At 72.9% G+C, this 24,515-nt stretch carries 23 protein-coding genes and 1 other RNA gene; 15 read left to right on the forward strand and 9 right to left on the reverse strand.

The annotated features are described in order from the left end of the window. Window positions 1–21: 21 nt before the first annotated feature. The gene (locus JNW98_RS06305; protein WP_223767070.1) at window positions 22–606 is read left to right on the forward strand and encodes a winged helix-turn-helix transcriptional regulator; all 585 of its coding nucleotides are present in this window, start codon (window positions 22–24) and stop codon (window positions 604–606) included. A gap of 39 nt (window positions 607–645) precedes the next feature. On the opposite strand, the gene JNW98_RS06310 is transcribed toward JNW98_RS06305, so the two are convergent. Continuing rightward, window positions 646–1,080 (reverse strand): phosphatase domain-containing protein, encoded by a 435-nt coding sequence (locus JNW98_RS06310; protein WP_223767071.1) that lies wholly within the window; start codon window positions 1,078–1,080, stop codon window positions 646–648. Between the two features lie 1,137 nt (window positions 1,081–2,217). Here JNW98_RS06310 and JNW98_RS06315 point away from each other — a divergent pair. After that, on the forward strand, window positions 2,218–2,784 hold the full coding sequence (locus JNW98_RS06315) for a CbrC family protein (RefSeq protein ID WP_223767072.1): 567 nt from the start codon (window positions 2,218–2,220) through the stop codon (window positions 2,782–2,784). A gap of 276 nt (window positions 2,785–3,060) precedes the next feature. Here the strand turns inward: JNW98_RS06315 and JNW98_RS06320 are convergent, their stop codons facing one another. Then, window positions 3,061–7,407, reverse strand: a complete 4,347-nt coding sequence (locus JNW98_RS06320; RefSeq protein WP_223767073.1) for a hypothetical protein — start codon at window positions 7,405–7,407, stop codon at window positions 3,061–3,063. A 4-nt stretch (window positions 7,408–7,411) separates the two neighbouring features. Then, window positions 7,412–11,461 (reverse strand): hypothetical protein, encoded by a 4,050-nt coding sequence (locus JNW98_RS36070; protein ID WP_263420468.1) that lies wholly within the window; start codon window positions 11,459–11,461, stop codon window positions 7,412–7,414. 246 nt (window positions 11,462–11,707) lie between these two features. Here JNW98_RS36070 and JNW98_RS06330 point away from each other — a divergent pair, with 246 nt between their 5' ends. Continuing rightward, complete coding sequence (locus JNW98_RS06330) at window positions 11,708–12,055, forward strand: hypothetical protein (RefSeq protein WP_223767074.1); 348 nt, start codon at window positions 11,708–11,710, stop codon at window positions 12,053–12,055. Between the two features lie 21 nt (window positions 12,056–12,076). Here JNW98_RS06330 and JNW98_RS06335 read toward each other — a convergent pair whose 3' ends face one another. Next, window positions 12,077–12,382: a VOC family protein gene (locus tag JNW98_RS06335; protein WP_372459176.1), complete on the reverse strand. Its 306-nt coding sequence runs from the start codon at window positions 12,380–12,382 to the stop codon at window positions 12,077–12,079. A gap of 158 nt (window positions 12,383–12,540) precedes the next feature. Continuing rightward, window positions 12,541–13,338, reverse strand: coding sequence for a peroxide stress protein YaaA (gene yaaA / locus JNW98_RS06340; protein WP_223767075.1), 798 nt, complete (start codon window positions 13,336–13,338; stop codon window positions 12,541–12,543). A 115-nt stretch (window positions 13,339–13,453) separates the two neighbouring features. On the opposite strand from yaaA, the gene JNW98_RS06345 reads away from it, so the two are divergent. The 11 genes from JNW98_RS06345 (at window position 13,454) to JNW98_RS06395 (ending at window position 19,857) form a co-directional block, all read left to right on the forward strand. Further along, window positions 13,454–14,920, forward strand: a complete 1,467-nt coding sequence (locus JNW98_RS06345; RefSeq protein ID WP_223767076.1) for an RNB domain-containing ribonuclease — start codon at window positions 13,454–13,456, stop codon at window positions 14,918–14,920. A gap of 55 nt (window positions 14,921–14,975) precedes the next feature. After that, an RNA gene (gene rnpB / locus JNW98_RS06350) (RNase P RNA component class A) lies at window positions 14,976–15,379 on the forward strand. A gap of 140 nt (window positions 15,380–15,519) precedes the next feature. Continuing rightward, window positions 15,520–16,068, forward strand: coding sequence for a DUF6879 family protein (locus JNW98_RS06355; RefSeq protein ID WP_223767077.1), 549 nt, complete (start codon window positions 15,520–15,522; stop codon window positions 16,066–16,068). Between the two features lie 121 nt (window positions 16,069–16,189). Further along, complete coding sequence (locus JNW98_RS06360) at window positions 16,190–16,342, forward strand: hypothetical protein (RefSeq protein ID WP_223767078.1); 153 nt, start codon at window positions 16,190–16,192, stop codon at window positions 16,340–16,342. Then, a complete protein-coding gene (locus JNW98_RS06365) occupies window positions 16,329–16,838 on the forward strand; it encodes a DUF6879 family protein (RefSeq protein WP_223767079.1) in 510 nt (169 codons plus the stop codon). Before JNW98_RS06360 ends, JNW98_RS06365 begins: the two co-directional genes overlap by 14 nt. Window positions 16,839–17,035: 197 nt before the next feature. Then, entirely contained in the window at window positions 17,036–17,347 is a 312-nt protein-coding gene (locus JNW98_RS06370) for a hypothetical protein (RefSeq protein WP_223767080.1), read from the forward strand. Beyond that, window positions 17,271–17,801 (forward strand): DUF6879 family protein, encoded by a 531-nt coding sequence (locus JNW98_RS06375; RefSeq protein ID WP_223767081.1) that lies wholly within the window; start codon window positions 17,271–17,273, stop codon window positions 17,799–17,801. Before JNW98_RS06370 ends, JNW98_RS06375 begins: the two co-directional genes overlap by 77 nt. A gap of 28 nt (window positions 17,802–17,829) precedes the next feature. Continuing rightward, window positions 17,830–18,678: a helix-turn-helix domain-containing protein gene (locus tag JNW98_RS06380; RefSeq protein ID WP_223767082.1), complete on the forward strand. Its 849-nt coding sequence runs from the start codon at window positions 17,830–17,832 to the stop codon at window positions 18,676–18,678. 62 nt (window positions 18,679–18,740) lie between these two features. Further along, complete coding sequence (locus tag JNW98_RS06385) at window positions 18,741–19,154, forward strand: hypothetical protein (RefSeq protein WP_223767098.1); 414 nt, start codon at window positions 18,741–18,743, stop codon at window positions 19,152–19,154. After that, on the forward strand, window positions 19,064–19,288 hold the full coding sequence (locus tag JNW98_RS06390) for a DUF397 domain-containing protein (RefSeq protein WP_223767083.1): 225 nt from the start codon (window positions 19,064–19,066) through the stop codon (window positions 19,286–19,288). Before JNW98_RS06385 ends, JNW98_RS06390 begins: the two co-directional genes overlap by 91 nt. A 92-nt stretch (window positions 19,289–19,380) precedes the next feature. Next, complete coding sequence (locus JNW98_RS06395) at window positions 19,381–19,857, forward strand: hypothetical protein (RefSeq protein ID WP_223767084.1); 477 nt, start codon at window positions 19,381–19,383, stop codon at window positions 19,855–19,857. Window positions 19,858–20,072: 215 nt separating this feature from the next. Here the strand turns inward: JNW98_RS06395 and JNW98_RS06400 are convergent, their stop codons facing one another. Next, window positions 20,073–20,882, reverse strand: a complete 810-nt coding sequence (locus JNW98_RS06400) for an alpha/beta fold hydrolase (protein WP_223767085.1) — start codon at window positions 20,880–20,882, stop codon at window positions 20,073–20,075. Window positions 20,883–21,032: 150 nt separating this feature from the next. On the opposite strand from JNW98_RS06400, the gene JNW98_RS06405 reads away from it, so the two are divergent. Continuing rightward, window positions 21,033–21,500 (forward strand): hypothetical protein, encoded by a 468-nt coding sequence (locus tag JNW98_RS06405; RefSeq protein WP_223767086.1) that lies wholly within the window; start codon window positions 21,033–21,035, stop codon window positions 21,498–21,500. A gap of 39 nt (window positions 21,501–21,539) precedes the next feature. Here the strand turns inward: JNW98_RS06405 and JNW98_RS06410 are convergent, their stop codons facing one another. From JNW98_RS06410 to JNW98_RS06420, 3 genes are read right to left on the reverse strand one after another with little or no spacing between them, the layout of a single operon-like run. Beyond that, entirely contained in the window at window positions 21,540–22,730 is a 1,191-nt protein-coding gene (locus tag JNW98_RS06410; protein ID WP_223767087.1) for a bifunctional RNase H/acid phosphatase, read from the reverse strand. A gap of 11 nt (window positions 22,731–22,741) precedes the next feature. Beyond that, on the reverse strand, window positions 22,742–23,485 hold the full coding sequence (locus JNW98_RS06415; RefSeq protein WP_223767096.1) for a zinc ribbon domain-containing protein: 744 nt from the start codon (window positions 23,483–23,485) through the stop codon (window positions 22,742–22,744). 13 nt (window positions 23,486–23,498) lie between these two features. After that, window positions 23,499–24,353 (reverse strand): Nif3-like dinuclear metal center hexameric protein, encoded by an 855-nt coding sequence (locus tag JNW98_RS06420; RefSeq protein WP_223767088.1) that lies wholly within the window; start codon window positions 24,351–24,353, stop codon window positions 23,499–23,501. Window positions 24,354–24,515 lie beyond the last annotated feature (162 nt).

Raw genomic sequence — 24,515 nt, forward strand, 5'->3', positions numbered from 1 at the left:
ATGAACTGCTAACCTGAGGCGGTGGGATTGGGACGCGGATACACGGATCAGGACTGCTCACTGGCGCGCGCGCTGGAGGTGGTCGGCGAGCGCTGGACGCTCCTCGTCCTCCGCGACTGCTTCTACGGGGTGCGGCGGTTCGCCGACTTCCACGCCCACCTCGGCATCCCGCGGGCCGTCCTCACGGACCGGCTCAAGACGCTGACCTCGATGGGCCTCCTGGAGCGCCGCCCGCGCGCCACCGGCGTGGAGGTCGACTACCTCCTCACCGAGCGCGGCGTCGACCTCTGGCCGACGGTCTACGCCCTGGCGCAGTGGGGCGAACGGTGGCTCACTCCGGACGGCGCGCGCCGCCTCTTCAGCCACGCACCATGCGGCACGGACGTCACGCCTCTCGGCCTCTGCCCCACCTGCGACACCGTTCCACCCGCGGCCGACCTCGTCATCCGGCAGGGCCCGGGCGCCGATCCGACGCTCCGCGACGACCGGGTGAGCGAGGCGCTGCGCCGGAAGCCGCACCGGCTGCTCACGGACCTCTTCCCGGAGCACCCGGAGCACCCGGAGCCGGCGGCGGTGCGGGCCGGAGCGCACCGCACCGCGACGTAACCAGGGGACCCCTCACACCCCATCAGTCACTCAACCCTCTCAGCCACCGCCGAACCGGCGGACGTAACGCTTCTGCCAGGGCGTCTCGACGGCGCGCCGGTCGTAGTGCCGCCGCACGTAAGCCACCGCCTCCCCCGCCGGGACCCCGTCGAGCACCGCGAGGCAGGCCAGCGCCGTACCGGTCCTGCCGCGCCCGCCGCCGCAGGCCAGTTCGACCCGCTCGACCCCGGCCCGTTCCCAGGCGGCCCGCAACACCGTCCGGACCCGTTCCGGTTCGGCCGGCAGCCGGAAGTCCGGCCACCGCAACCACTCCGCCTCCCAGGCCACTTCGGGAGGCCGCTCGCCCAGCAGATACACGGCGAACTCCGGATCCGGACCGTCCGGCACCGGCCGTCGCAGCGCCCGTCCGCGCACCGTCCGTCCGGAGGGGAGCCGGAGGAGGCCGGGGGTGCCCTCGGGCCACGTGGGGTTCATGCGATCACCCTAGGCGGCAACGGGAGTTGGCAGCAGATCAGCGATCCGCGACCCGCACCCCGACAGGTGACCGGTCCACTCTCACGGACGACCGAAAGAGCTGAACTCCCCATCGAAAGAGTGCGTTTAATGTCGCTTGCGTCACGACGGGAGTGCACAGAGCCTGTGAGGTGCATCACTTTCACATGCTCGCAAAGCATGCGACCTGCACCTATGACTGCGCGTCACCCTCACCTCACGCCGATCGACATCGGACCGCCTGTCGAAATCGATCTTGAATAACGGGCAAGATGGACCCGTTGCATCAGCGCGGGGGTGACGTAGATCACAATCCTGCGGATCGGCTTGCGCTCTTGGTGACGCCAGTACTGCGGAAGGGCGAGAGCCCCATCCCTGAGCCCGCGAAGCCGTGGGGATGAGGCCCTCCACCACCCACCGCAGCGGGGCCTCGGTCCTCAGGGACCGGGGCCCTGTGCATGGTGCAGGCGGATCACATCCAGTCCCACACCGCCTTGAAGGCGGTGTAGAGCGGACCGATCCAGCGGACACGGCGGTAAAGCCGGTCCCACCTGCTGCCGCCGCGGTGACCCTCCGGACGTGTGGCCATCGGGCCACCCCCTTCCGGGGTCCAGCGTTCGTGGACCCCATGGAGTGCTCCACGAAGCCGTCGCTTCCCCGGAGGGGTGGTTGGTAACGCATCACCCTAGCGGTCGGAGTTGACGGTGGGACCCCACCACCGTCCAACCACGAGCGCCCGCCAGAGCACCCCACCAGGCACCGAGTGCCGGAACATCCACGTGTTCGATGGAACGGTCGCTCGAATCACCCTTCCGACCAGGGCGGTTACCGAGGGACACGGTGATGCGGAGTGCCAGTTCCCCTGACGCCCGTCACCTAAATCACATTCGCGGCCCGCCTCTTGCCCGGAAGGCACGAGGAAGCTTCGCGCGCAAGCCCAACGACCGCCGGGCCGACCGGAGTCGATCACCGCCAAGCCCGTTGTCAGTGCCGGGTGCCATGCTTTTCCCATGGAGAACGACGTGCGGAGGAACGAGGGGACGGACGGCACGGCAGCCCGCCGGCCCGCCCCCCTCGTCCGAACGCGCGCCCGGTCAACCAGCGTACGGAGAACGACCCGTGGACGATCTCGTGAACGACACTGTGAGCACCGCCCTCCCCGTCTTCCCCTACCATCCCGATCCCCTGGCCACGGGCTCCGTCGCCCCCGACCCGCACACCGTCTGCCCGTGCTGCGGCCGCGCCCGCGGCCACGTCTACGCGGGTCCGGTGTACACCGCGTCCGAGGAGGACCTGCACGGCCGGCTCTGCCCCTGGTGCATAGCGGACGGCAGCGCCGCCGAGCGGTACGACGCGCACTTCTGCGGGGTCGTGGCGGGCGACGTGCCCGAGGCCGTCCGGGCCGTCGTCGACCGGCGCACCCCCGGCTTCTCGGCCTGGCAGGAGTCGGTCTGGCTCTCCCACTGCGGGGATGCCGCCGTCTTCCTCGGCCCGGTCGGCAGCGCCGAGTTGGCCGCGTACCCCGAGGCGGTGGACGCCCTGCGCCGCGAGGCCGTGGCGTGGCAGTGGTCCGCCGACGAGATCGAGCGGTACCTCGGCTCGTTCGACCGCGAGGGCCGGCCGGCCGCCTACCTCTTCCGCTGCCGGGTGTGCGGGACGCACCTGGCCTATTCCGACTTCACGTAGGTGACCATGAACAGCTCGGACTCCCGCCGTCCCCGCGCTCCCGGCCGCGCTTCCGGAACCGCTTACGGCCGCGCTCCCGGCCGCTTCCGCGTCCTCGGCCGGCTCGCCGCGCGCCTCCGGGGCTCGCGCCGTCCCCTCCGACTGCGCGAGCCCCGAAAGCCACCCGAGTCGCTCGCGTTACCCGCGTCCCCCACATCTCTCGCATCACTCACATCTCTCGCGTCACTCACGTCACTCACGTCACTCACGTCACTCACGTCACTCACGTCACTCACGTCACTCACGGAGGATGATCCGCCCCAGCGGCGTGACGGCCAGCGCGAACCGGTCCGCGTGGACCAGCCGGCGGCTCACCGGCACCGCCGTGCCTCCGCCCGCCGGGGTGACCGTGCCCGTCGCCGTGCTGCTGTCCGTCGCGTAGACCTCGTGCTCCTCCACGACCAGCCGGTACTCGGAGAGCGGGATCAGCTGCGGCGCCGGGGGCACCAGGTCGCCGGACCAGACGAACGTGGACCCCTTGGGCACGCAGGTGAGTTCGAGGACCGTGCCGGTGCCGGCCCAGTCCAGGTCGCCGCTGCCCACGGCCCGCCGTTCGACGGTGGCGAGCACCCGGCGGCTGGCGGCCATCGCGGCCTGCCCGGTCCCGACCCGCTTGCCCAGCGCGTTCAGCGCGACCGGGCCGCTCAGCTCCAGCCTGATGGCGCCGGCGGCCGTCATGGTCGCGGCGATCGTCCGGTCGGGCAGCAGCTGGAGGAAGTCCGCGGTCACCACCTTGGACAGGTGCAGCGGGTCGACGGAGTAGGGCTGGTAGCGGGCCAGGGCCAGGCGCAGGTACGGGAAGTAGGCCGTGGCGCCGGCGGCCGCCCCGAGGTCGACGTCGATGTCGCAGGTCCACAGCCGCAGCCCGTGGTCGTAGCCGGGGGCGAACGCGGCCACCGAGGCGGTCGCGGCCGCGCCGCCCACCGGCTCGGCGAGCACGCGCCCGTCGGCGGTGAGGACGGCGCCCGGGAAGTTCGCCGGGGTGAGCCGGGGCAGGGCCGTCGGGTCGGCCCAGACCGGGTCGGTGCCACAGCGGGTGACGAGCTCGTCGGGCAGCGGGGTGCCGGCCCCCGGGCCGCCGGCGACGGGGTCGAGGACGACGGCGAGCAGCTCGTCGTCGCCCGACGAGAACCACGGCCGGCGCAGGTGCGCGCGGAAGCCGGCGTGCCGGCGGGTGCGGGTCACCCGGTGCCGCTCGTGGTCGACGGTCTGCTGCCAGCGGACGGTCGGCACCAGGTGGCTGACGTCCGGCGGTTCGGGCCGGCGGGAGCTGGGGACGTGCCAGCCGTGGCCGTCGGGCCCCGCGCTCGCCGGGCCGGTCCGGGTGATCAGCGCGGGCTGGTCGGTGATGGCCGGGTGGAAGTACTCGCGGAACCGGGTGGTCGCGGTCGGGGTGTAGGTCACCGCGCGGTGCAGGGTGTCGCGGAACTCGTGGCGGAGCCCGGAGAGGGAGCGGTCGTTCTCGTAGGGTTCGAGGGTGAAGTGACCGACGCGCTCGTGCCGTTCGGCGCGCTGTGGGGCGTCCTGGGCGACGTCGTCGTTCCATTCGTGCCAGGTCGCGTCGATGTCGACGCGGCCGGTGCTGCGCGCGTGGCTGCGGAGGCGCCCGGAGAAGCGGGTGGAGGTCTGTTCCGCCTCGCGGGGGAAGGTGAGCGGCCCGAGTTCCGGTTCGGCGAGCGGCTTCTCGACGGCGTGGATGAGGGTGAGTTCGACCCAGGGGGTGAGCATCCAGTTCTCGCCGTTCGCCGCGGCGGTGGTCAGCTCGTCCTTCTTCTCTTGCGGCAGCCCGGTCGTCGGGTCGGGGTCGTTCCACAGCTTCGAGGCGGTCAGCAGCTGCCAGGCGTTGAAGAGGGTGAGGTCGGCGGGGTCGAGGCGGCAGCTCATCCGGACGGTGGCGACGGTGGCCTTGGGCAGCCGCACGGTCAGCTCGCGCTCCAGCAGGCCGCTCCAGACGGGCGGCCCGTCCCCTTCGACGATCTTCAGCCGCAGCGGCCTTGCCTGCGGCCAGGGCCCGGGGAAGTCGTAGGTGGCGTTGGGCGGCGCCCCCGGCAGGCCGCGCAGGGACACGCCCCGGGCCGGGACGTCCGGCAGATAGGGCAGCAGGAGCTGCGCCCCCCGGTGGACGACGTACTCGCCGGGCCGCAGGCCCTGCCCGCGGGGGACGGGGAGTTCGGTCGGCGGTACGGGGTCGTGGACGTCGTGCTTCGCGACCTTGATCTCGCCGAGGAGTTTGAGGTCGGTGGTGACGTCGGGGTTCTCGGGGAGGCTGACGACGGTGTCCAGATAGCTGCCGGCCTCGCGGGACGCGGCGGCGAAGTAGCGGCGGCGGACCACATCCGCCTTGGCGGGGCCGAACACGGCGTCGTACACGCCGTGTTGCTCGGCCGTCTGGAGCGGCGTCTTGGGCGGGCTGACGTGCCGCTCGTCCCAGCCCCGGTAGCGCCGGTCGAGCCCGTCGACGGGCGACTGCGCCCGGTGGTCCGGGACCTGCCCGTTGCGCAGCGCGGCCCAGACGTCGGGCGGCACCGGCGTCCCGTCGTCGTGCACCGTGCTGCGGATGACCAGCCGCGGCTCCGACTCGCCCTCCAGGAAGGGCCACCGGGGCACCAGCGCGGGCGGCGGCACGGGCTCCCAGCGCCGGTAGGTGACGGGCACGGTGGCGGTGCCGTCGGGGGTGTCGGCGCCGGGGCCGAGGCCGTTGCCGGCGAGGTCGCAGAGGCGGGCGCGCAGCCGGTACGTCCGCCCGAAGCGCAGCGCGGGCAGCGAGCCCTTGACCGGGCGGAAGGTGGTGTCCAGCGGGAAGACGGGCGACACCTCGGGCGCGGGCACCCGGGGCCGGTCGTCCGGCCCGAGGGTCCGGCCGGGCGGCGGGGCGGCCAGGGACCAGCCGTGCCAGCCCGCGACGGCCTGGTGGACGTAGAGCTGGTTGTCGTCCCGCTTGTCGTGGGTGACGGCGCTCGCCTTGACGTGCCCCTCGTCGGGGGCGACGACGAGGGGCACGACGGGCTGCCCCGGGCGGCGGATCGCGTAGCCGCCGGTCCGTGCGCACAGCGGACGCCAGGTGGTGGCGGGGGCGTCGGTCCCGCTGTCCGCCGGGGCCGGGGCGTCGGTCCCGCCGTCTCCCGGGTTCGACGTCTCGCTGCCGCCGTCCCCCGGCGCCTCGCTGCCGCCGTCCCCCGACGCCTCGGTCCCGCCGTCCGCCGACGCTTCGGTCCCGCCTTCCGCCGGTGCCACCGTCTCCACCAGCCCCACGTCGACGCGGTAGCCGCGGACGAGGTCGGCGGCGTCGAGGACGGCGACGGCGGGCGTCTGGCCGGTCGGGGCGACACCGGCCGTGTGCCGGGCGTCGGCCTCCATCCGGTCGGCGAGCTCCACGTCCCGGCTCTCCCGGAAGACGGTGAGGCCGGCGCTGTGCAGGGCGGGCGTCGCCGTGCTGTCGGGGGCGACGGACAGCTTGGGGTCGCTCCTGGCGGCCAGCGTCTGCTCCACGATCCGGGAGAACTCCACGAACTTCATCGCGGCGCCGTCCACGTCCAGGTCGGTGACCAGGATCCCGTCCCCGCCCAGCCGCAGCATCCCTCTGCCGTACGGGCCGTCGTCCGCGGCGTACGGCTCGAAGCGGCTCCCGGCGACGTAGCGCAGGGCCGTCCACGGCCGCAGGTGCTCGTCCTCGTTGAGCTGCCCCTGAGCCGCGGTGAAGAGCACCCGCGCCTGCCAGCGGTCGGCGAGCGCGGGCGGCGGGGCGACCAGCAGGTCGACGGCGAGGCCGAAGCGGCGCAGCAGTTCGGGGTAGTCGGCGAGCAGGGCGCAGGCGTTGTGGAAGTCGACGTCGGGTGCCGTGGGCGGGGGTGGCGCGGGCACCTGGGGACGGTCGTAGAAGCGGTACGCCTCGGCGAGGTTGTGGGCGGCGGCGTTGCCGCGGTAGGCCTCGCTGTTCCGGTCCATGTACCGGGGGCGGAACGGGTTGTCGGCGATGGCCGAGGGGCCGCCCGTGCCGTGTTCGATCAGCTCGTCGAGGCCGGGATAGGCGGCGGCGACGCCGCGCGCCAGGTCCAGCAGCGGCCGCGGGAGCGGGGCGCGGAGGTCGTCGGCGGTGGGGTGGTCCCAGGTGCCGGGCGGCGTGGCGGCGGCGCCCTCGCCGCTCTCCGGGAACGCCTTGCGGTAGGCGGTGGCCGTGGCGACGGTCTCGTAGAGGGTGCCGATCCGGTCGTGGACGGCGCGGCCGGGATAGGAGCGCAGGATGGGCGGCACGGCCGCGGCGGCGGCGAAGGCGCCGGCCGGCGGGCGGACGGGGGAGGAGGTCGGGAAGAGGGCCTTCCACAGGTCGCTGTCGGCGGGCGGGTAGCGGTCCGTCCGCGGGGCGGTGGGCACGGCGGTCCCGGACCCGGTGGTGCCGGGCGCGCGGAACTCGACCTGCAGGGCGGTCGCGTACCGGCGGAGGGTGTCGGGCCAGTCATGGAAGGCGGGGAAGGCGTCGAGCGTGGTCCCCCCGGTGAGGCGGGGGCTGACCAGGACGGTGAGGCGGAGCCGGCCGTCGGCGGCGGTTCCGTCGGGCAGTACGGTCCACCGGATCGTCTCGGGCATGGCGTCAGCTCACTTCCGCGAAGGCGGTGCAGTACTCGTCCACCGGGTTGCGGGGCAGTCCGGTGACCGGGTCGGGGTAGGGCGCCATCATCTGGGCGAAGGAGGGAGGTCGGACGGCCTCGTCGGCTGCGCCTGTCACCCCTGCCACGTCGGTCACACCGGCCGCGCCGAGCGGGGCCGCAGAGCGCCCGGCGCCCAGGAACCGCTTCTCGCACTCGATGGTGACCGACTGGGACCAGAACCCGATGTGGATGCTGATCGAGATCCGGGCGCGGCCGTAGACGGTTCCGCTGTTGCTCTCGTAGGTGAGTTCCAGGCAGATCTCGATGGAGGCGGAGACGATGCCGAGGACGTCGACCTCGCCGCGGGCGCGGAAGTAGCCGGTGATCCGGCATTCGGAGGTGGCGAGTTCGAGCCGGAAGTAGATGCCCGCCATCACGGACAGGCTGCCGCTGGCCACGCCGAGGTTCATGGAGACGGCGGCCCCGAACTCCAGGGCCGCTTCCAGGACGGCGACCTGCTTGGGGGTGATGACGATGCCGAAGAAGCCACCGCCGCCGAGGAGGGAGACGGTGAGCCGGAAGGGGGCCTGCCGGCTGCAGAAGGAGAAGCCGATCTCCAGCGGCCGGCCGATGAACGGGAGGTCCAGGTAGGCGTCCAGCCGGATGTTCTCCAGGCTGAAGACGCCGATCGCGAGGTTGGGGAGGGGGATGCCGTAGCGGGCGGTGATGCCGGACGAGGTGACCTGGATGCCGGGCGGGTCGCTGAAGCCGTCGACGGGGATGAGCTGCCGCAGGGTCTCGACGAAGGACAGCGGGCCGATGAACTCGACCTTCCGGAAGCCGACGTCGATGTCCGGTTTCTCGCCGGCGCGCATGCGGAAGCGGACGCGGTCGAAGGTCAGCCGCAGGGCCTGGAAGGAGGGGATGAGGACGAGGTCGAACTTCTCCAGCGAGCAGGTGACGTCGGCTCCGGAGGAGACGTCCGGGCGCAGCGAGCCGCGGAGGTCGACGACGAGCGAGAGCCGTCCGACGGTCCGGGTGCCCTCCTTGTGCGGGACGAAGATCGGGTCGCCGGTGGAGGGCCATGCCTGGATCTGCGGGTTCCACTCGATGCGGGTGCTGACCGTCTCGGGGAGCTTGAGACCGCGGCCGGCCTGTTCGAGCGCGTCGCGGAGGGAGGGGATCCCTCCGGCGGCGGTGGTCCAGGTGTCGGCCTGTTCCCGGACCCGGGTGAGGAGGGTGCGGAGGCCGGGGTCGGCGGTGGCGGGGAGGGAGGTGAGGAGGCTGGTGAGGGCGGTGGAGAAGGCGGTGAAGGTGTCGTCGATCTGCCGGAGGGTGACGGGCGGGTCGGCGGCTTCCTGTGACGCGACGGCGGGCGGGTCGGCGGGCGGGTCGACGACGGCCGGATCGGCGGCTTCCTGTGACGCGACGGCGGGCGGGTCGGCGGGCGGGTCGACGACGGCCGGATCGGCGGCTTCCTGTGACGCGACGGCGGGCGGGTCGGCGGGCGGGTCGACGACGGCCGGATCGGCGGCTTCCTGTGACGCGACGGCGGGCGAATCCCCGGCGGGCGGCACGGCGGTGGGGAGCGCGGTGGTGGGGAGCGAGGGGTGGGCGAGTTGCTGGGCGAGGTAGGTGGCGACGAGTACGGCGAGCCGCTTGGCCGTGTCGGCCACCTGCCGTGCGGCGGGCGGCAGGTCGGGGGCGGCGTTGCCGGCCAGGTCGCGGACGCGGCGCAGGTCGGTGAGGAACCCGGTCACCGAACTGATCGTCTGGGTGACGAAGTTGGGGACGTGCAGGGCGGGCAGCGCGTCGCTGGGCAGGAGGTGCCGTACGACGTCGGCGAGGGAGAGGACGCCGAGGAAGTTGACGCCGAGGGAGCCGAAGAAGTCGGCGGGGTCGAAGTCGCCGCCGGCGATGCGGTCCAGGGCGGTGGCGACGGGCCCGGTGCCGGCGACCGGGCCGGTGGCGCGGGACAGGCCCGCCACGTCGAAGCTGGGCGCGACGAGCGCGCCGGAGCGGTCGCGGTGGCTGTCGAAGTCCATGGCGAGCTTGGCGGCCCCGGTGGGCAGCAGACTGAGGAAGACCTCGCCCGGGTTGCCCTTCCTGGCCCCCTGGGTCGCCGCCGCGAAGCCGGACAGGGCGTACCGCCGCGCGTAGGTCACGGGGACGGCGGCGGCGCTCCCGGTCAGCGCGCCGACGGCGGGGACGGCGGCGTTGGCCCAGCTCAGCTGCGGGATGAAGTGCGCCTCGGCGGGCGCCGGGTGGGCCGGGTCCGGGACGGCCAGGGCGGGCGGCGCGGCGGCGCCCCAGACGAGGTGGGCCACGTCGACGCTGGTGTCGTCCGGTTTGACGGGCGGCGCCAGCGCCACGGACTGGCCGAGCAGGGCGGCGCTGGTGAAGGGGTATTCGTCGATGACGGCGGTGGCGGCGAGGCCGCCGTCGGGCGGGGAGCCTCCGTCGGGCGGGGGCGCCGGGGGCCGGGACCGGCGGTTGTAGTCGGCGAGCGCCTCGGCGAGCAGCGGCCCCCGGCTGAAGCGGTCGGGCAGGAACATCAGCGGGGTGCGGAACTCGACGATCCGCCCCTGGTGGTCCACCGCCGTGACCTTGAAGAGGAACGGGGCCTCGGTGGCCGTCGCCGGGAAGAACCAGGTGGTGGGCGGCTCGGGGACGAGGTTCGGGGTGACGAGGGTGTCCAGCCGGACGCTGGTGAACGGGAAGAGGAGGTTGGTGAGGTCGGCGGTCGGGTCGCCGTCCCTGGCGGGCAGCGGCCGCCCCGGATCGTAGGTGCGCAGCGGCTGCCGGACGACCACGTAGAAGCGCTGGAAGAGGAAGGCGGCCCGCGGGTCCTTGAACTTCCGTTCGGTGACTTTGACGAGGGTCGCCCGGTGCCCGAAGGGGCACAGGTACCCCTCGTACATCACCCGTACGTAATGGTCCCGGCCCAGGGTGGTGTGCTGCCGCCAGTCCGACAGGTCGATCCCCGCGGGCCGCTCGGGCCACTGCCCGATGCTCTCCAGCCAGCCGCCGAGCGCCGAGAGCATCAGCGTCCGGGCTCTCACCGGCAGCGGCGTGAACGGCTTTCCCTCGGGTGTCGACAGCCCGTCGTGCGAGGTGAGTTCGACGATCTCGGTGCGGTCCTGAGGGGTCAGCGGCAGTCGCGTCACCTCGGGGGCGGGCGTGCCCGGATCGCGGTCGCGGTTCCACACGGCGCGGACCGTGCCGCCGTTCAGCCGGGTGTGCCACAGCTCCACCCGCTCGTCCGGCCCCGGCTCGTCCACCGCGTCCCGGTGGATCCAGCGGGCCTGCTGCGGAGGCGACAGCAGGAGCCGGTACGGCATTTCGATGCCGGTGCGGGGGCGGGCGGGGTCGGCGAGGGGGTTCTCGGGGACGCGTGGGGCGGGGGCGGGAGCGGGAGCGGGAGCGGGAGCGGCGAGAGAGTCCTCGCAGGCGGTGGCCGCGAAGGTGGCGTCCACGCCGTACCGGGCGCTGAGTTGAGCGGTGGTGCGCAGCAGCCGTACGAGGGCGAGGGCCCGGTCCGTGGCATCATCGTCGGCCTTGGCTCCCCCGCCGTCCGCGCCCCTCGTTCCCCCGTCGGCCGTTCTCCCGTCGACCGTCCCCCCGTCGACCTGCGAAACAGCCTGCGGGACGGCCTGCGGGACGGCCTGCGGGACGGCCATCACCGCCGCGGCGGCCTCCCGGGCGGCGTCGACGACGCGCAGCGGCAGGGTGCGCATGGCCGCCAGCAGCCCCGCCTCCGAGTACCCGACCACGTCCCCCGCCCCGACCTCGAAGACGAGGACGCTCCGGCCGCTGACGAGCGACCCGACCGGCACGTCCCGGGGATCCGGATCGGGTCCCTCCTCCAGCAGCGCCTGCTCCGCGACGTGCTGCGGCCCGAGGGTGACGACGAGCAGCGCGTCCTGCTGCGGATCCGCGCGGACGAGCCGACGCGGCCCCGGCCGGTCGTCGAACTTCAGCCCGACGAACGCGAAACCGAGGTCCAGGAGATCCGTGCCGCGCAGTACCCGAACCGGTGCCGGAGTGCTCATGCCGTCCCCTCTCGCGCTGCCCAACCCCCTGCTTACTCCGGTAGGAGCAACAGGTGTATGACCCGAACGGGTGATGGCGGAAGGTGATGCTCCGAACAGGTGATACCCGGGCAGGGCCCTTCCCTTCCGCGCGGAGGGGACGAACCATCCCCTTGAGGGGCGGAACGGGCGGCGCGCACGCGGTGCCGCCGGCCGTCGGAGGCCGGCAGTGGTCCACCCGCGGTCCGCCCGCGAAGGGGGTTCACCGTGTCCACATCCTCACGGCGCCGGGCGACGAGACCGTCTTGGGTCCTCGCGGCGGCCCTGGCCCTGATCACCGGCCCGACCGTCGGCCTGGCCACCGCCGCGCCGGCGGCCTCGGGCGAGTTCATCTACCAGAGCCGCGCCACGGGCTTCACCCGCACGTTCGTGGATCCGACGAACAACGTCTGCCTCTTCTTCGAGTTCGGCGCCAACAAGGTCGTCAACAGCACGAACAGGACGGCCCGGGTGTACCTCAGCACCGTCTGCGGGGAAGGCGGTTTCACGGACGTGCCGAAGGGCGGTTCGAAGACGGCCTTCCTCGACGACTTCCACAGCGTGAAGTTCCTGTGACCGCCCGGCCGGGGGGCCGCGTCAGCCGCCGTGCTCGGTGTCGTGCTCGGTGTCGTGCGCGGTGAGGACGTAGCCCTCCGGCCCCTCGAAGGAGAACACCGGCCCGAAGGGGCCGTCGGCGAGCGGGGCGAGGATCCTGATCCCGGCGGCGGCGAGCCGGTCGTGGAGCACGCGGGCGTCCGACGTCTTGAACCAGAGCACCGTCCCGAGCCCGGGCCGGGCGACGTCGGCGAGGTCGACGCCCGGGAGGAGCGCGCGGACGGCGAACGGGACCGGCCGGGTGTCGAACACGACCGCGTGCGGCATCGCGGAGGCACTGGAGCTCACCAGCCCGTCCGGCGTTTGAGGACGAGCGGCGGAGCCACGACACGGGGGTCTGGGGGCGCAGCCCCCAGGAATCGGCGAAGTGGGGGTGCCCCCTCTGGGGGAGGGACCGGGGCGCGGCCCGCCGCAGGCGCCCCCCTAAGCCCGACCTAAAGCCCGACCTAAAGCTCGGTCACCACCACATCAAGCGCCCAAGCCCGCCCCGCCTTCTCCGGCGCGCCCCCCTCGACCACGTACCCAAGATCCCGCAAGACCCCGACCAGCTCCGCGGGCCGGACCGGAGCAGCGCCGGAAACGAGGAGATCCCGAACCATCCGCCCCTTGGTCGCCTTGTTGAAGTGACTGACCACGGACCGCTTCTCCACCCCGCCCACGACCCGCGACTGCAGCACCCGCACCGTGACGGTCCGCTCCGCGACCTCCCCCTTCGGCTTCCAGGCCGCCGCGTAGGCCGCCGACCGCAGGTCGAGCACCAGCCCGTCCCCCACCGCGGCCGGCAGCGCCTCCGCCATCGGCCCGCGCCAGAACGCACCGAGCGCGCCGAGCCCCGGCAGCTTGACGCCCATCGAGCACCGGTAGGAGGGGATGGCGTCGCCGACGCCGACCGCGCCCCACAGCCCGGAGAAGACCAGCAGCGACCGCTCGGCGGCGCGCCGGGCCACGGCCGGCAGCGAGCCCAGGCCGAGCGCGTCGTAGAGGACGCCGGTATAGATCTCCCCCGCGGGCCGGGTCCCGGCCGTCCGCAGCCCGGCGTTCTTGGCGATCTCGCCACGCAGTCCGGGGCTCAGTCCCAGCACGCCGGCCGCCTTCTCCTCGTCGCCCGAGCACAGCTCCACGAGCTCGGCGAGCACGGCGTCCCGCGCGGCGGCGAGGTCCGGGAGGGAGAGGCCGCCGGTGTCGACCGGGGCCCCGGTCCCGCCGGTGGCCTTCCCCTCGGACGGCGGCAACAGCACGAGCACGGCGCGTTCTCCTTGTATCTGCGATTTGTATCTGCGATCTGGGGTTCCCGGCGAGCCTAACGCCGTACGCCACACTCACCGCGCCGCCCGCCCGCCCCGCCCATACGCTCGGATCATGCCCCGCCGGACGATGCGGGTGACGGACGAGGACCGCGCCCCGCTGCAGAGAGCCCTGCGCGAACTGCGCGAGCGGACGCACGCCCCCGCCGGCTTCCCCGCGGACGTCCGGGCGGAGGCGGACCGTGCCGCGCGGCGGCGTCCCCGCGTCCCGCCGTACGACGCGACGGCGCTCCCCCTGTTCACGATCGATCCGCCCGGGTCCATGGACCTTGACCAGGCCCTCCACCTCGCCCGCCGCGCGAAGGGCGGCTACCGCCTGCACTACGCCATCGCCGACGTCGCGTCCTTCGTCACCCCCGGCGGCCCCCTGGACGCGGAGACCCACCGGCGCGCGGTGACCGTCTACTACCCGGACACCCGCGTCCCCCTCCACCCCGCCGTCCTCTCCGAGGACGCGGCGAGCCTGCTGCCGGACCGCGACCGGCCGGCGCTGCTGTGGGAGTTCGACCTCGACGCGGACGGCGCCGTGGTCCGTACGGACCTGCGCCGGGCCCTCGTCCGCAGCCGCGCCCGGCTGGACTACGCGGGCGCCCAGCGGGCCCTGGACACGGGCACGGCCGACGAGCCGCTGGCGCTGCTCCGGGAGACGGGCCTGCTCCGGCAGGAGCGGGAACGGGAGCGTGGCGGCGTCTCGCTGGACGTCCCCGAGCAGGAGATCGTCCGGCAGGACGGCCGCTACGTGCTGGAGTACCGGACGCCGCCGCCCGTGGAGGGCTGGAACGCGCAGCTCTCCCTGCTGACCGGCATGGCCGCCGCCGACCTGATGCTGGCGGCTGGCACCGGCGTCCTCCGCACCCTGCCGGCGGCCCCCGAGTCCGCGGTCGCCGCCCTGCGCCGGACGGCCCGCGCACTGGGCGTGAACTGGCCGGACGACATGCCGTACGCCGTCGTCCTGCGGGCCCTGGACCCGGCGCACCCGCAGCACGCCGCGTTCCTCCAGGAGTGCACGGCCCTGCTGCGCGGCGCCGGCTACGCGGCCTTCGACCGCGAGCGCCCCGCCGAGCGACCACCGCCCGCGCACCCCGCCCACGCCGCGGTGGCCGCCCCCTACGCCCACTGCACGGCCCCACTCCGCCGCCTGGTCGACCGCTACACCCTCGAATGCTGCCTCTCCGCGGTGTCCGGCACCCCCGTCCCCGAGTGGGTGCGCACCGCCCTCGACGCCCTCCCCGCCGAGATGGCCGCCGGCGCCCGCCGGGCTGCCGAGGCGGAGCGGGAGTGCGTCGACCTGGTGGAGGCGGCGCTGCTCCGCGACCGGATCGGCGAGGTCTTCGACGCGTACGTGGTCGACGTGATCGAGACCCGCCCGACAGCCGGCACCGTCCACCTCTACGAGCCGGCGGTGGTAGGCCACGTCGAAGGCGACCCGGACGGCCCGCCCCTCCGCCTCGGCCACCGGACCCGTGTCCGCCTGATCGAGGCGAACCCGGGCCGCGACAAGGTCTGGTTCGCCCCCGCGTGACGCCCCGGCGTCCCCTCCTCCCCCGACCGCCCGGTACCATGGTCGACACGGCGGACGAGCCGGCCGGGCGGCCGCGTGGGATCTTCGGATCCCCCGAGGAACGTCCGGGCTCCACACGGCAGGGTGGTGGGTAACGCCCACCCGGGGTGACCCGCGGGACAGTGCCACAGAAAACAGACCGCCGGGGATCTTCGGATTCCCGGTAAGGGTGAAACGGTGGTGTAAGAGACCACCAGCGCCTGGGGTGACCCAGGCGGCTAGGTAAACCCCACCCGGAGCAAGGTCAAGAGGGGCCGCCTTCACCGGCGGCCCTGCGCGGACGATCGAGGGCTGCCCGCCCGAGTCCGCGGGTAGACCGCACGAGCCTGCCGGCAACGGCAGGCCTAGATGGATGGCCGCCTCGCCAGGGCCCGCAAGGACCCTGGGCGACAGAACCCGGCGTATGAGCCGACTCGTCCGCCCCTCAGCCATCACGAGCCCCGCCGGCCCCGGAATCCCCGGGCCGGCGGGGCTTGCGCACTGTCCGGCTGCACGATTACCGGACCGCTCGCGCGGATATATCCGAAGCCTGCCCGTTTCCCGAGACGAAGGGCTCGTCCATGCTCCTGGACGGCGACGAGTGGAGCGCCAAGTTCCGCGACTTCCGAAGCGAGGCCTGGCGGTTGGAGACCTTGCCGGTCTACCGAGTGCGGCAGGAGGAGGAAGAGATCCGGCGGTTCCTCGCCGGTGAACGCATCGACCCTCACGCCTACTCGAACGAGTACACCGACGACCTGAAGCGGGTGCGTCGCGAGGGCAAGGCGAAGGGCCGCGTGCACATCGTGACGCGTCCGCTCTCGGAGTACCTCCAGTACGAGTTCACGTACTACGAGCCCCACGTGTGGGCCGGTGAGCACATCCGCATCATGGATGTGACCGACAGGGAGAACCGGCTGGCCGGAGTCCAGGACTTCTGGATGTTCGACCGCTCGGAAGTGGTCCTGATGCACTACGCCCCCGACGGCACCCAGCTCGGCCGGGAGCTGCACGAGGGCGACCCGGAGCCGTTCAGGGAGTACCAGCGGATCGCGCTGGCGGAGTCGGTGCCCTTCGAGGAGTACCTGAAGGGACGCGCGGCCTTTCCTGTTCCGGAAAGCCCGTCCCCTTGACCTCGGTCCGACGCGGTCGGAAGCATCGACACGACGCTGCCGGCACCGAGAGGGAGTCATGGCCACACCACTGCGGAAACTGTCCGGAGACCCTGACTGCAAGAATGGAACGTGCCCGACGTTGTGGGGCACGGAGGCCGGTGACAGCTACGTCGTCCAGGGATACGTCGAGACCGACCCGGCGCGGCTGGCGCAGCTCGACCTGCCCGAGGGGGAGACGGCCGTCGTCGTGCCGGCCGCCGTGCTGGAGGAGTACTTCCGTGCTCACCGGTGAGGAGTTCGGCCGTCTCTTCGAGACCTTCGAGCGGACGGCGTTCCGGCTGGAGACGCTGGACGAGTACGACGTCGAGGAGGAGCGCGAGGAGATCGCGCGGTTCCTCGCGGGTGAGGACATGGGGCCGGACTGGGCGGACAACCCGTGGGTCCGGTCGATGACCGACAAGGGCAAGCACGTGTCCCGCGTCCACGTGCTCCGGTCACCACTGACCGACTACCTGCGCTACGAGCTGTCCGCGTACCCCGGCAACATCAAGGCCGGGGAAGTGATCGGCATCGTCGACCTGTCGGAACAGACCGTCACCGACCTTCCCGACCACGACTTCTGGCTCTTCGACGACCGGGACGTGTACCGCATGCACTACACCGAGACCGGTGTGTTCATCGGCGCCGAGCCGCTGCCCGCGGACCTGCTCCCGGAGTACCGGGGCTACCGCGACCGGGCCATGGCCGCTGCCGTGCCGTTCACCGCCTACTGGGACCGCCACCACTGACCACAGACTCCCTTGGAACAGCCCTGCGGGTACTACGAGATACATCCACAAAACGATGACGCGGTGTCTCTACGGAGAGCTGAAAAAGGGGCGCGACTCAGACCGTGCGCCCCTACTTCACGCCCTCTTGACCGGGGCAGCGCCGAAGCCTGATGGTCATCCAATCGAGCGGAAGCCGGTGGACACAGGAGATCGCCATGCCACTTGATTTCATGGGGATGGACCCTGATACGAAGGAGGAAGGGTCCGCTACGGTCTGGGTGCACCACGAGCAGAAAAAGATCATCATCCAAGGCGTGACCGCTGACGAGGGCCTCACAGACGAGATCGGGAGCATCGAGTGGGTCCCCGGACACGTGGTGGGGGTACCGGCGCACGAGTCGGTGATCTCCCTGCCTCTACGGATGGTGCCGATCTTGAGGAAGGCGTGCGATGCCGCAGAACGTGCCGGACTTTCCGACGCTGCTCCGGAGCGCGCGGAGGACCGCTGTCCATCTGGAGATGCGTGACAGCTACAGCGTCGCGGGCGAAGCAGCGGAGTTCGAGCAGTGGAAGCGCACCGGTCAGGTGGACCTTGACCCGGACTCCGAAGGCTGGTCCCGCTGGGTGTCGATGGTCCGTGAGGCCACCGGCAGGGGCGTGGTCATGCGGCGCGCACGCATCGTCTCCGAGCCGGTGAGCGAGTACATCAAGTATGAGCACGCCACCACCGCCGTCAACGTCGCCGTAGGTGAGCAGGTCCGTTGGCTGCCCCGTCGAAGAGCTCTGGGTATCGCGGTTCCGGCCGCCGACTTCTGGCTGTTCGACGGTCGCCTCGTTCGGTTCAATCTCTTTGCGGGTGATGGCGGCTGGGCTGATCCCCAGTTCGAAGTAACCGAGGACCCGGCCGTGGCCCAACTGTGCTCCTCAGCATTCGACGCGGTGTGGGAACGGGCCATTCCGCACGAGGAGTACAAGGTCTGACCCACACACCGTCACAGAACCGCCGGCCATGTCCACCTCGCCTTCTTCCAGCGCTCAAGCTGCCCGCCAAGCCCTCGCCGAACGGCTGGTGGAGATCCGTAAGGACGCCGGCATCACCGGCCAGGAACTGTCCCGGCGGTGCGGCTGGCACGCGGCCAAGACGAGCCGTATCCAGAGCGGCAAGGCAGCGCCCACCGACGCGGACATCCGCGCGTGGTGCGCTGCCTGCGGAGTGGCGGACCAAGCGGCCGACCTGGTCGCCACGGCCCGGGCGGCCGACTCCATGTACGTCGAATGGCGCCGACGCCACCGCACCGGGCTCCGGCAGGCTCAAGAGCGGCTGATCGGCGGTTACGAGAAGACCTCGCTGTTCCGGATCTACGTCTCCAACGTCATCCCGGGGTTCTTCCAGACCCCCGAGTACGCTACGGCCCTCATGCGGTCCATGACCGACTTCCACGAGACGCCGGACGACGTCGCCGAAGCCGTACCGGCCCGATTGGCCCGGAGCCGCCTCCTCTACGAGGGCGGGCATCGGTTCGCGGTGCTGATCGAGGAGTGGGTGCTCCGGAGCCGGATCGGCGACGCCGGGACGATGGCCGGGCAGCTTCGGCACCTGCTGTCCTTGATGCCGCTGGCGTCAGTCTCACTGGGGGTGATCCCCTTCGCAAGGCAGCGCAAAGTGTGGCCGCTGGAAGCGTTCTACCTGTTCGACGACCGACGAGTCGCCGTCGAGAACCTGACAGCCAAGGTCAATGTGGTGCAGCCCCGCGAGATCGCCGAATACGCCAAAGCCTTCCGCCAACTCTCCGCCATGGCCGTCTACGGCCCACGTGCCCGAGCCCTGATCACGGCCGCCCTCGAAGCCCTCGGGTAACTCGTGCGCAAGAAACCGCAAGTTCCTCGCTGGTAGGACTCGCCGGTCCCTAACTTCGCCGCATGACCTCGGACATCGACGCAGCAGCGCAGCAAGCCGCAGCCTTCATGGCGGGCAAGAAGAAAGCCGACGAGACGGCGTTCATGCTGGCCCAAGTGCTGGCGATGATGGACGTCAGGGTCGGCGACAGGCGCTCGTGGCCGCAGTTGGCGGGGCGGGCCTCGCTCTCCGGGGAGCCGTCCGTGTATCTGGGGACGGTGCCGATGGAGACGGTCAAGAAGCTGATCGAGGCCCTGATCTACGCGGAATCGGCGAAGCGGTACCGATGGAGCTTCGCGCCGGTTGCTGACGAGGTGTCCGCCCCCGTCTATCAGGAAGGTTCATCATGCCCGACCTGTACAACCTCACCATCAGCGGCGTCCGGTTCTTCAAGGCGTGCGGAGGCAACACCCACCCCGACGGCGAAGCGTGCGTGACGCTCGCTCGGATCGGTGACGACGCCTGGGCCATGGGCGACAGCAAGCGGCCCGGTGCGGAGCCGCTGAGGTTCACGACCGCGGAGCTGGACGCGGCGGGTATCGACCCGGCGCGCTTCGACCTCATGGCCTGACCGACGGCCTTCACGGCCACTCGTCGACCGGCGGCCTTCACTCTCTGGGGAGGGTGGGGGCCGTCTTCATCTGCTCTGGACGGGAAGGCCAGTTGCACGTTCACGGGTATCTCTGGACCGGCGAGAAGACGGCGTTCGACAAGGAGAGCATCCGCCGTCCACCGCCGTTGTCGGCGCCGACGGCCACCAGTCCCGACGAGGTACAGCAGCGGTACCGCGAAGCCGTCGCGGAGTGGAAGACCACCGACGTTCCGCCGATCGAGACGGCCTTGTGGCTGCTGAAGCCGGCCCGGCTCGTCCGGGGCACCTGGGACGAACCCAAGGAGGCCGCGGACTGGCTGCGGCAGCAGCTCGCCGAGCACGCGCCACGCTTCGCGTCGCAGCACGACCAGGACACGACCCGGCTTGCCGTTCTCACCACCTCCGCCGCTGAGCGTCTGGCCCTCGGCGGGGATGTCTCACTCGGGTTCTACCTGCGAGGGAGCTTGTTCCTGTCGGTGGCGCTGGCGACGTGCTCCCCGAGCCGCGCCGAGCCTGAGCTGCCCTGCCCGGTGGGGCGAGCCCGGTAGCCCGTAGGCGGCTCGGCCGGATTCAGGCTCGCGGGGAGGTGACGCGCGTTTCCTCGCCGTATCGCTGACGGTGCCACTCCCCCCGGTGCCGCCTCGCCTGCTCCCGTCTCCCCTGCTCCCGTCTCCCCTGGTGGGCGGCCGGCGGACCCGCGCCCGTGGCGTGCGTGCGTCGCCCGCGCGCGGGCCGGGCGGACCTCCGCCGCCGCCACGCCCCCTCAGCCGCCCGCGATCTCGTCCAGCAGCGCCGCCAGGTCCGAGGGACGCGAGAGCATCGGCCAGTGGCCGGTCGGCAGGGGGCGGAGGTCCATGTGGGCCAGCGGGGCGAAGACCGGGTTGCCGGTGGCGGCCAGAGTGCGGGCCTGGTCGGGGGTGAAGGTGCAGGTGATGACTGTGGTGGGGAGGTCGGCGGGGAGTGTCGGGCGGGGCAGGGGCTGGGTCACGGTCGCGAAGGGCTGGGGGGTGGACAGGGCGCGGAGGCGGGCGAGGTGTTCGGGCGTGAGGCCGGCGAGGTCGTCCGGGGCCGTCGCCGGGTCGAACGGCGGAGACGAGTCGAACGGCGGAAGCGAGTCGAAGGGCGGGGCCGGGTCGAACGGCGGGGGCGGGAGGCGGAAGCCGTCCCCCTTCGCTACCTGCTCGCGCCACTCCCCCTGCGTCCGCGGGTCGTTGAAGTCGATCACCGCCATGTCTCCCGGCAGCGGGGCCGTGTCCACGTACACGATCCGGGCGATCCGCTCCGCGACGCGGTCCGCCGCGCCCGCGACCGGTACGCACGCGCCGCTGTGCCCGACCAGCACCACGTCCCGGAGGCCGCCGTCCTCGATGACGCGGACGATGTCGTCGGCGTGCGTGCGCACGTCCACCTCCGGCGTGGCCTCGGCCGCCCGCTCGGCCAGTCCGGTCAGCGTGACCGGGTGGACGCCGTGCCCAGCCGCCCGCAGGCCGCGCGCCACGTCCTCCCAGGCCCACGCGCCCAGCCAGAACCCCGGAACCAGAACGAACTCCGCCATCGCCGCCTCGTCTTCCACTCTTCCTACGGTGTCCGGCGAGCGTAGGCGGGGTGGAGGACAGTACGCGTCCTATATGCGCGCGCCGGCTCGCCGCGCGCCCCCGAGCGTCAACTCGCCGCCGTGCCAACGGTGATCATCGGGTGCGAACGGCGATAGCCTGCCCACGCCATGAACGAATTCGCTGACGAGGCACGCTCGCGCGTCGCACACCTGCTCAGGATGGCCAACACGACGGACGACGAGGTGAGGGCGCGGCTCATCGCGTACGCGGACGCCACGCCCGAGCCGCCGATCATGGACCGGGCGGGGATCGTCACCACGGGCTGCGCCCGGTGCCGGGGGACGGCGTGGCGGCGGCAGGACAGGGAGGGGCCGGTGTGGGTGTGCGGGTCCTGTGGGTACGTGGAGGGGGTGACGGTGGAGTGCCCGCACTGCGCGGTGGACATGGAGCCGCCCCTGCCCGGCGCGCCGGACCTGTGGTGCTGCCCCGAGTGCCCCCGCACGGCAGCCACCGGCGAGGGGCCGCGCGAGATCGAGGAGCGGGAACGGAAGCGGGAGCTCCAACGGCGCCGCGGGGGTGGGCTGTTGGGGCGGACCGTCGTGGGGACCGGGGTCATGGGAGGCGGCGATCCCTGAGATTCCTGAGATCCCTGAACGAGACGGGCCGCCCCCGCCTCAGCGCAAGTGCGACGTGTCGTTCAGCAGGCGCAGCGACGTGTTCCCGTCCGCGTAGTACGCCACCGCCGACAGCGACGCCGCCGACAGCTCCATCTTGAACAGGGACTCCGGAGGGGCCCCGAGCGCCAGCCTGACCAGGGACTTGATCGGCGTCACGTGTGACACCAGCAGCACCGTCCGTCCCGCGTAACGGGCGAGGAGCCGGTCGCGGGCGAGGGCGACGCGGCGGGCGACGGCCGCGAAGCTCTCGCCGTCGCCGGTGGGGGCGGCCTTGGTGGAGGCGAGCCAGGCGTCGAGGTCGGCCGGGTGGCGTTCCTGGACCTCGGCGAAGGTCAGCCCCTCCCAGGCCCCGAAGTCGGCCTCGCGCAGGCCCTCTTCGACGCGGACGTCGAGTCCGAGGCGGGCCGCCACCGCGCCCGCCGTCTCGCGGCAGCGGCGCAGCGGCGAGCTGACGACGGCCTGGATCGTGCCGCGCGCGGCCAGCGCGGCGGCGACGGCCTCGGCCTGGCGGCGGCCGGCGGGCGACAGCTCGGGGTCCGAGCCGCCGCTGCCGGAGAATCGCTTCTGCGGGGTGAGCGCGGTCTCGCCGTGCCGGAGCAGGACGAACGTCGTCGGCGCCCCGAGGTCGGCGGGCGCGGCCCAGCCGAGGGGGGCCGCCTTCGGCTCCCCGAGCGGTTCCACAGGGGCCGGACCGACCGGCGCCGGCTCCACCGGCGCCGCGGCGTCCGAGGCGCTGACACCGGGCCGCGGGCGCCCCGAAGGCTCCCACGGCAGCCCCCGCTTCCCCGCGTCCATCGCCTCGTTGGCGAGCCGGTCGGCGTGCTTGTTGCGCTCGCGCGGGATCCACTCGTAGCCGACCCGGTCGGGCGGGAAGACCAGCCGGGCCCGGGCGGCCAGCGGCCGCATGTCCGGGTGCTTGATCTTCCAGCGGCCGGACATCTGCTCCACGACGAGCTTGGAGTCCATCCGCACGGTGATCTCCGCGTCCGGGTCGAGCGCCCGCGCGGCCTCCAGACCGGCGATCAGGCCCTTGTACTCGGCCACGTTGTTGGTGGCGGTGCCGATGAACTCGGCGGCCTCGGCGACGACCTCACCGGTCGCCGCGTCGAGCACGACCGCGCCGTACCCGGCGGGACCCGGGTTGCCCCGGGAGCCGCCGTCGGCCTCGACGACGAAGCGGTGGGACATGCGCCGTCCGCCTACAGCCCCGACTCGGAGGTACGGACCAGGATGCGGCCGCAGTTCTCGCAGCGGACGACCGCGTCCGCGGCGGCGGCGCGCACCTCGTTGACCTCGGTGATGTTGAGCTCCAGGCGGCAGCCCTCGCAGCGGCGCTGGTAGAGGCGGGCCGCGCCGACGCCGCCCGCCTTCTCGCGCAGCTTGTCGTAGAGCTTCAGCAGGTCGGCGGGGACGGAGTCGGCGACGAGGCCGCGCTCCTTCGTCACCTTGGCGGCCTCGGCGTCGATCTCGGCCAGGACCTCGTCGCGGCGCGCGACGGCCGCGTCGACCTTGGCCTGGACGGCCTCGACGCGGGCGGTCAGCTCGGTGACGCGCTCCTGGGCGGCCTCGCGGCGCTCCATGATCTCCAGGACGACGTCCTCCAGGTCGCCCTGGCGCTTGGCGAGGGAGGCGACCTCGTGCTGGAGGTTCTCCAGGTCCTTCGGGGTCATCCCGGCGCCGGAGTCGAGCCGCTGCTGGTCGCGGGCGGCGCGCTTGCGGACCTGGTCGACGTCCTGCTCGGCCTTGGACTGCTCGCGGGCGGTGTCGCTCTCCTCGGTCTGCGCGGCGACGAGGAGGTCGCGGTGCTGGGCGAGGTCCCCTTCGAGGGCCTGGATCTCGGCGTGCTCGGGCAGGGACCGGCGCTTGTGGGCGAGCTGACCGAGGCGGGTGTCGAGGGCCTGGAGATCCAGGAGGCGGATCTGGTCGGCGGGCGCGGCGTTCAGTTGGGGGCTCCTCTTACTGGTGATCGGAGTGATCGGTGGGGGCGGAAGACGCCGCGTGGGCGGTCCAGGGGTCGGTGACCAGGCGCGAGACGTGGGTGCGCAGGCCCCAGCCGTGCCGGTCGGAGATCTCGTCGAGCTGGGCGGCGGCCTGCTCGCACCAGGGCCACTCGGTGGCCCAGTGCGCGGCGTCGACCAGGGCGAGCGGGCTGTGCTGCCGCGCCTCGGAGACGGGGTGGTGGCGCAGGTCGGCGGTGACGTACGCGTCGACGCCCGCGGCCCGGACCTCGTCGAAGAGGGAGTCGCCGGAGCCGCCGCAGACGGCGACGGTCCGCAGCACCCGCCCCGGGTCGCCGGCGACGCGGATCCCCTGCGCGGTGGCGGGCAGCCGGGCCGCGCAGCGCTCGCCGAACTCGGCGAGGGTCAGCGGCGTGACGGGCTCGCAGATGCGGCCGAGGCCGCGGCGGCCGGTGGGGTCGGTGGGGTCCGGCACCAGGGGGCCGATGATCCGCAGGTCGAGCGCGCCGGCGAGGGCGTCGGAGACACCCGGGTCGGCGCGGTCGGCGTTGGTGTGGGCGACGTGCAGCGCGATGTCGTTCTTGATCAGGGTGTGCACGGCGCGGCCCTTGAAGGTGCCGGCCGAGACCGTGGTCGTCCCGCGCAGGTAGAGGGGGTGGTGGGTGACGACCAGGTCGGCGCCGAGCTTCACGGCCTCGTCGACGACCTCCTGGACGGGGTCCACGGCGAAGAAGACCCGGCCGACGTGGGCGTCGGGGTCGCCGCAGACCGTACCGACGGCGTCCCACTGCTCGGCCCGCTCCGGGGGCCAGAGGGCGTCGAGGGCGGCGATGACTTCAGACAGTACGGGCACGGGGAAAGGCTACCTGGCTTACGGGGGCGGGAGACTTGCCTCCCGGCGGGCGCCTGCGGCGGGGGGTGCCCCGGTCCCGCCCTTTCTCCGTTTCTTGCGGGGGGGGCCGGCCCCCCCCGCAAGAAACGGAGAAAGGGCGGGACCGGGGCACCCCCCGCCGCA

The sequence above is a fragment of the Streptomyces huiliensis genome (genome assembly GCF_020037025.1).
Taxonomy (GTDB): Bacteria; Actinomycetota; Actinomycetes; order Streptomycetales; family Streptomycetaceae; genus Streptomyces; species Streptomyces huiliensis.

Bases quoted from the DNA above. Each gene is read 5' to 3' on its own strand.
- JNW98_RS06310 (WP_223767071.1), bottom strand. From the start codon at position 1,080: ATGAACCCCACGTGGCCCGAGGGCACCCCCGGCCTCCTCCGGCTCCCC.
- JNW98_RS06320 (WP_223767073.1), bottom strand. From the start codon at position 7,407: ATGCCCGAGACGATCCGGTGGACCGTACTGCCCGACGGAACCGCCGCC.
- JNW98_RS36070 (WP_263420468.1), bottom strand. From the start codon at position 11,461: ATGAGCACTCCGGCACCGGTTCGGGTACTGCGCGGCACGGATCTCCTG.
- JNW98_RS06345 (WP_223767076.1), top strand. From the start codon at position 13,454: ATGCCCCGCCGGACGATGCGGGTGACGGACGAGGACCGCGCCCCGCTG.
- JNW98_RS06355 (WP_223767077.1), top strand. From the start codon at position 15,520: ATGCTCCTGGACGGCGACGAGTGGAGCGCCAAGTTCCGCGACTTCCGA.
- JNW98_RS06370 (WP_223767080.1), top strand. From the start codon at position 17,036: ATGCCACTTGATTTCATGGGGATGGACCCTGATACGAAGGAGGAAGGG.
- JNW98_RS06375 (WP_223767081.1), top strand. From the start codon at position 17,271: ATGCCGCAGAACGTGCCGGACTTTCCGACGCTGCTCCGGAGCGCGCGG.
- JNW98_RS06380 (WP_223767082.1), top strand. From the start codon at position 17,830: ATGTCCACCTCGCCTTCTTCCAGCGCTCAAGCTGCCCGCCAAGCCCTC.
- JNW98_RS06385 (WP_223767098.1), top strand. From the start codon at position 18,741: ATGACCTCGGACATCGACGCAGCAGCGCAGCAAGCCGCAGCCTTCATG.
- JNW98_RS06390 (WP_223767083.1), top strand. From the start codon at position 19,064: ATGCCCGACCTGTACAACCTCACCATCAGCGGCGTCCGGTTCTTCAAG.
- JNW98_RS06405 (WP_223767086.1), top strand. From the start codon at position 21,033: ATGAACGAATTCGCTGACGAGGCACGCTCGCGCGTCGCACACCTGCTC.
- JNW98_RS06410 (WP_223767087.1), bottom strand. From the start codon at position 22,730: ATGTCCCACCGCTTCGTCGTCGAGGCCGACGGCGGCTCCCGGGGCAAC.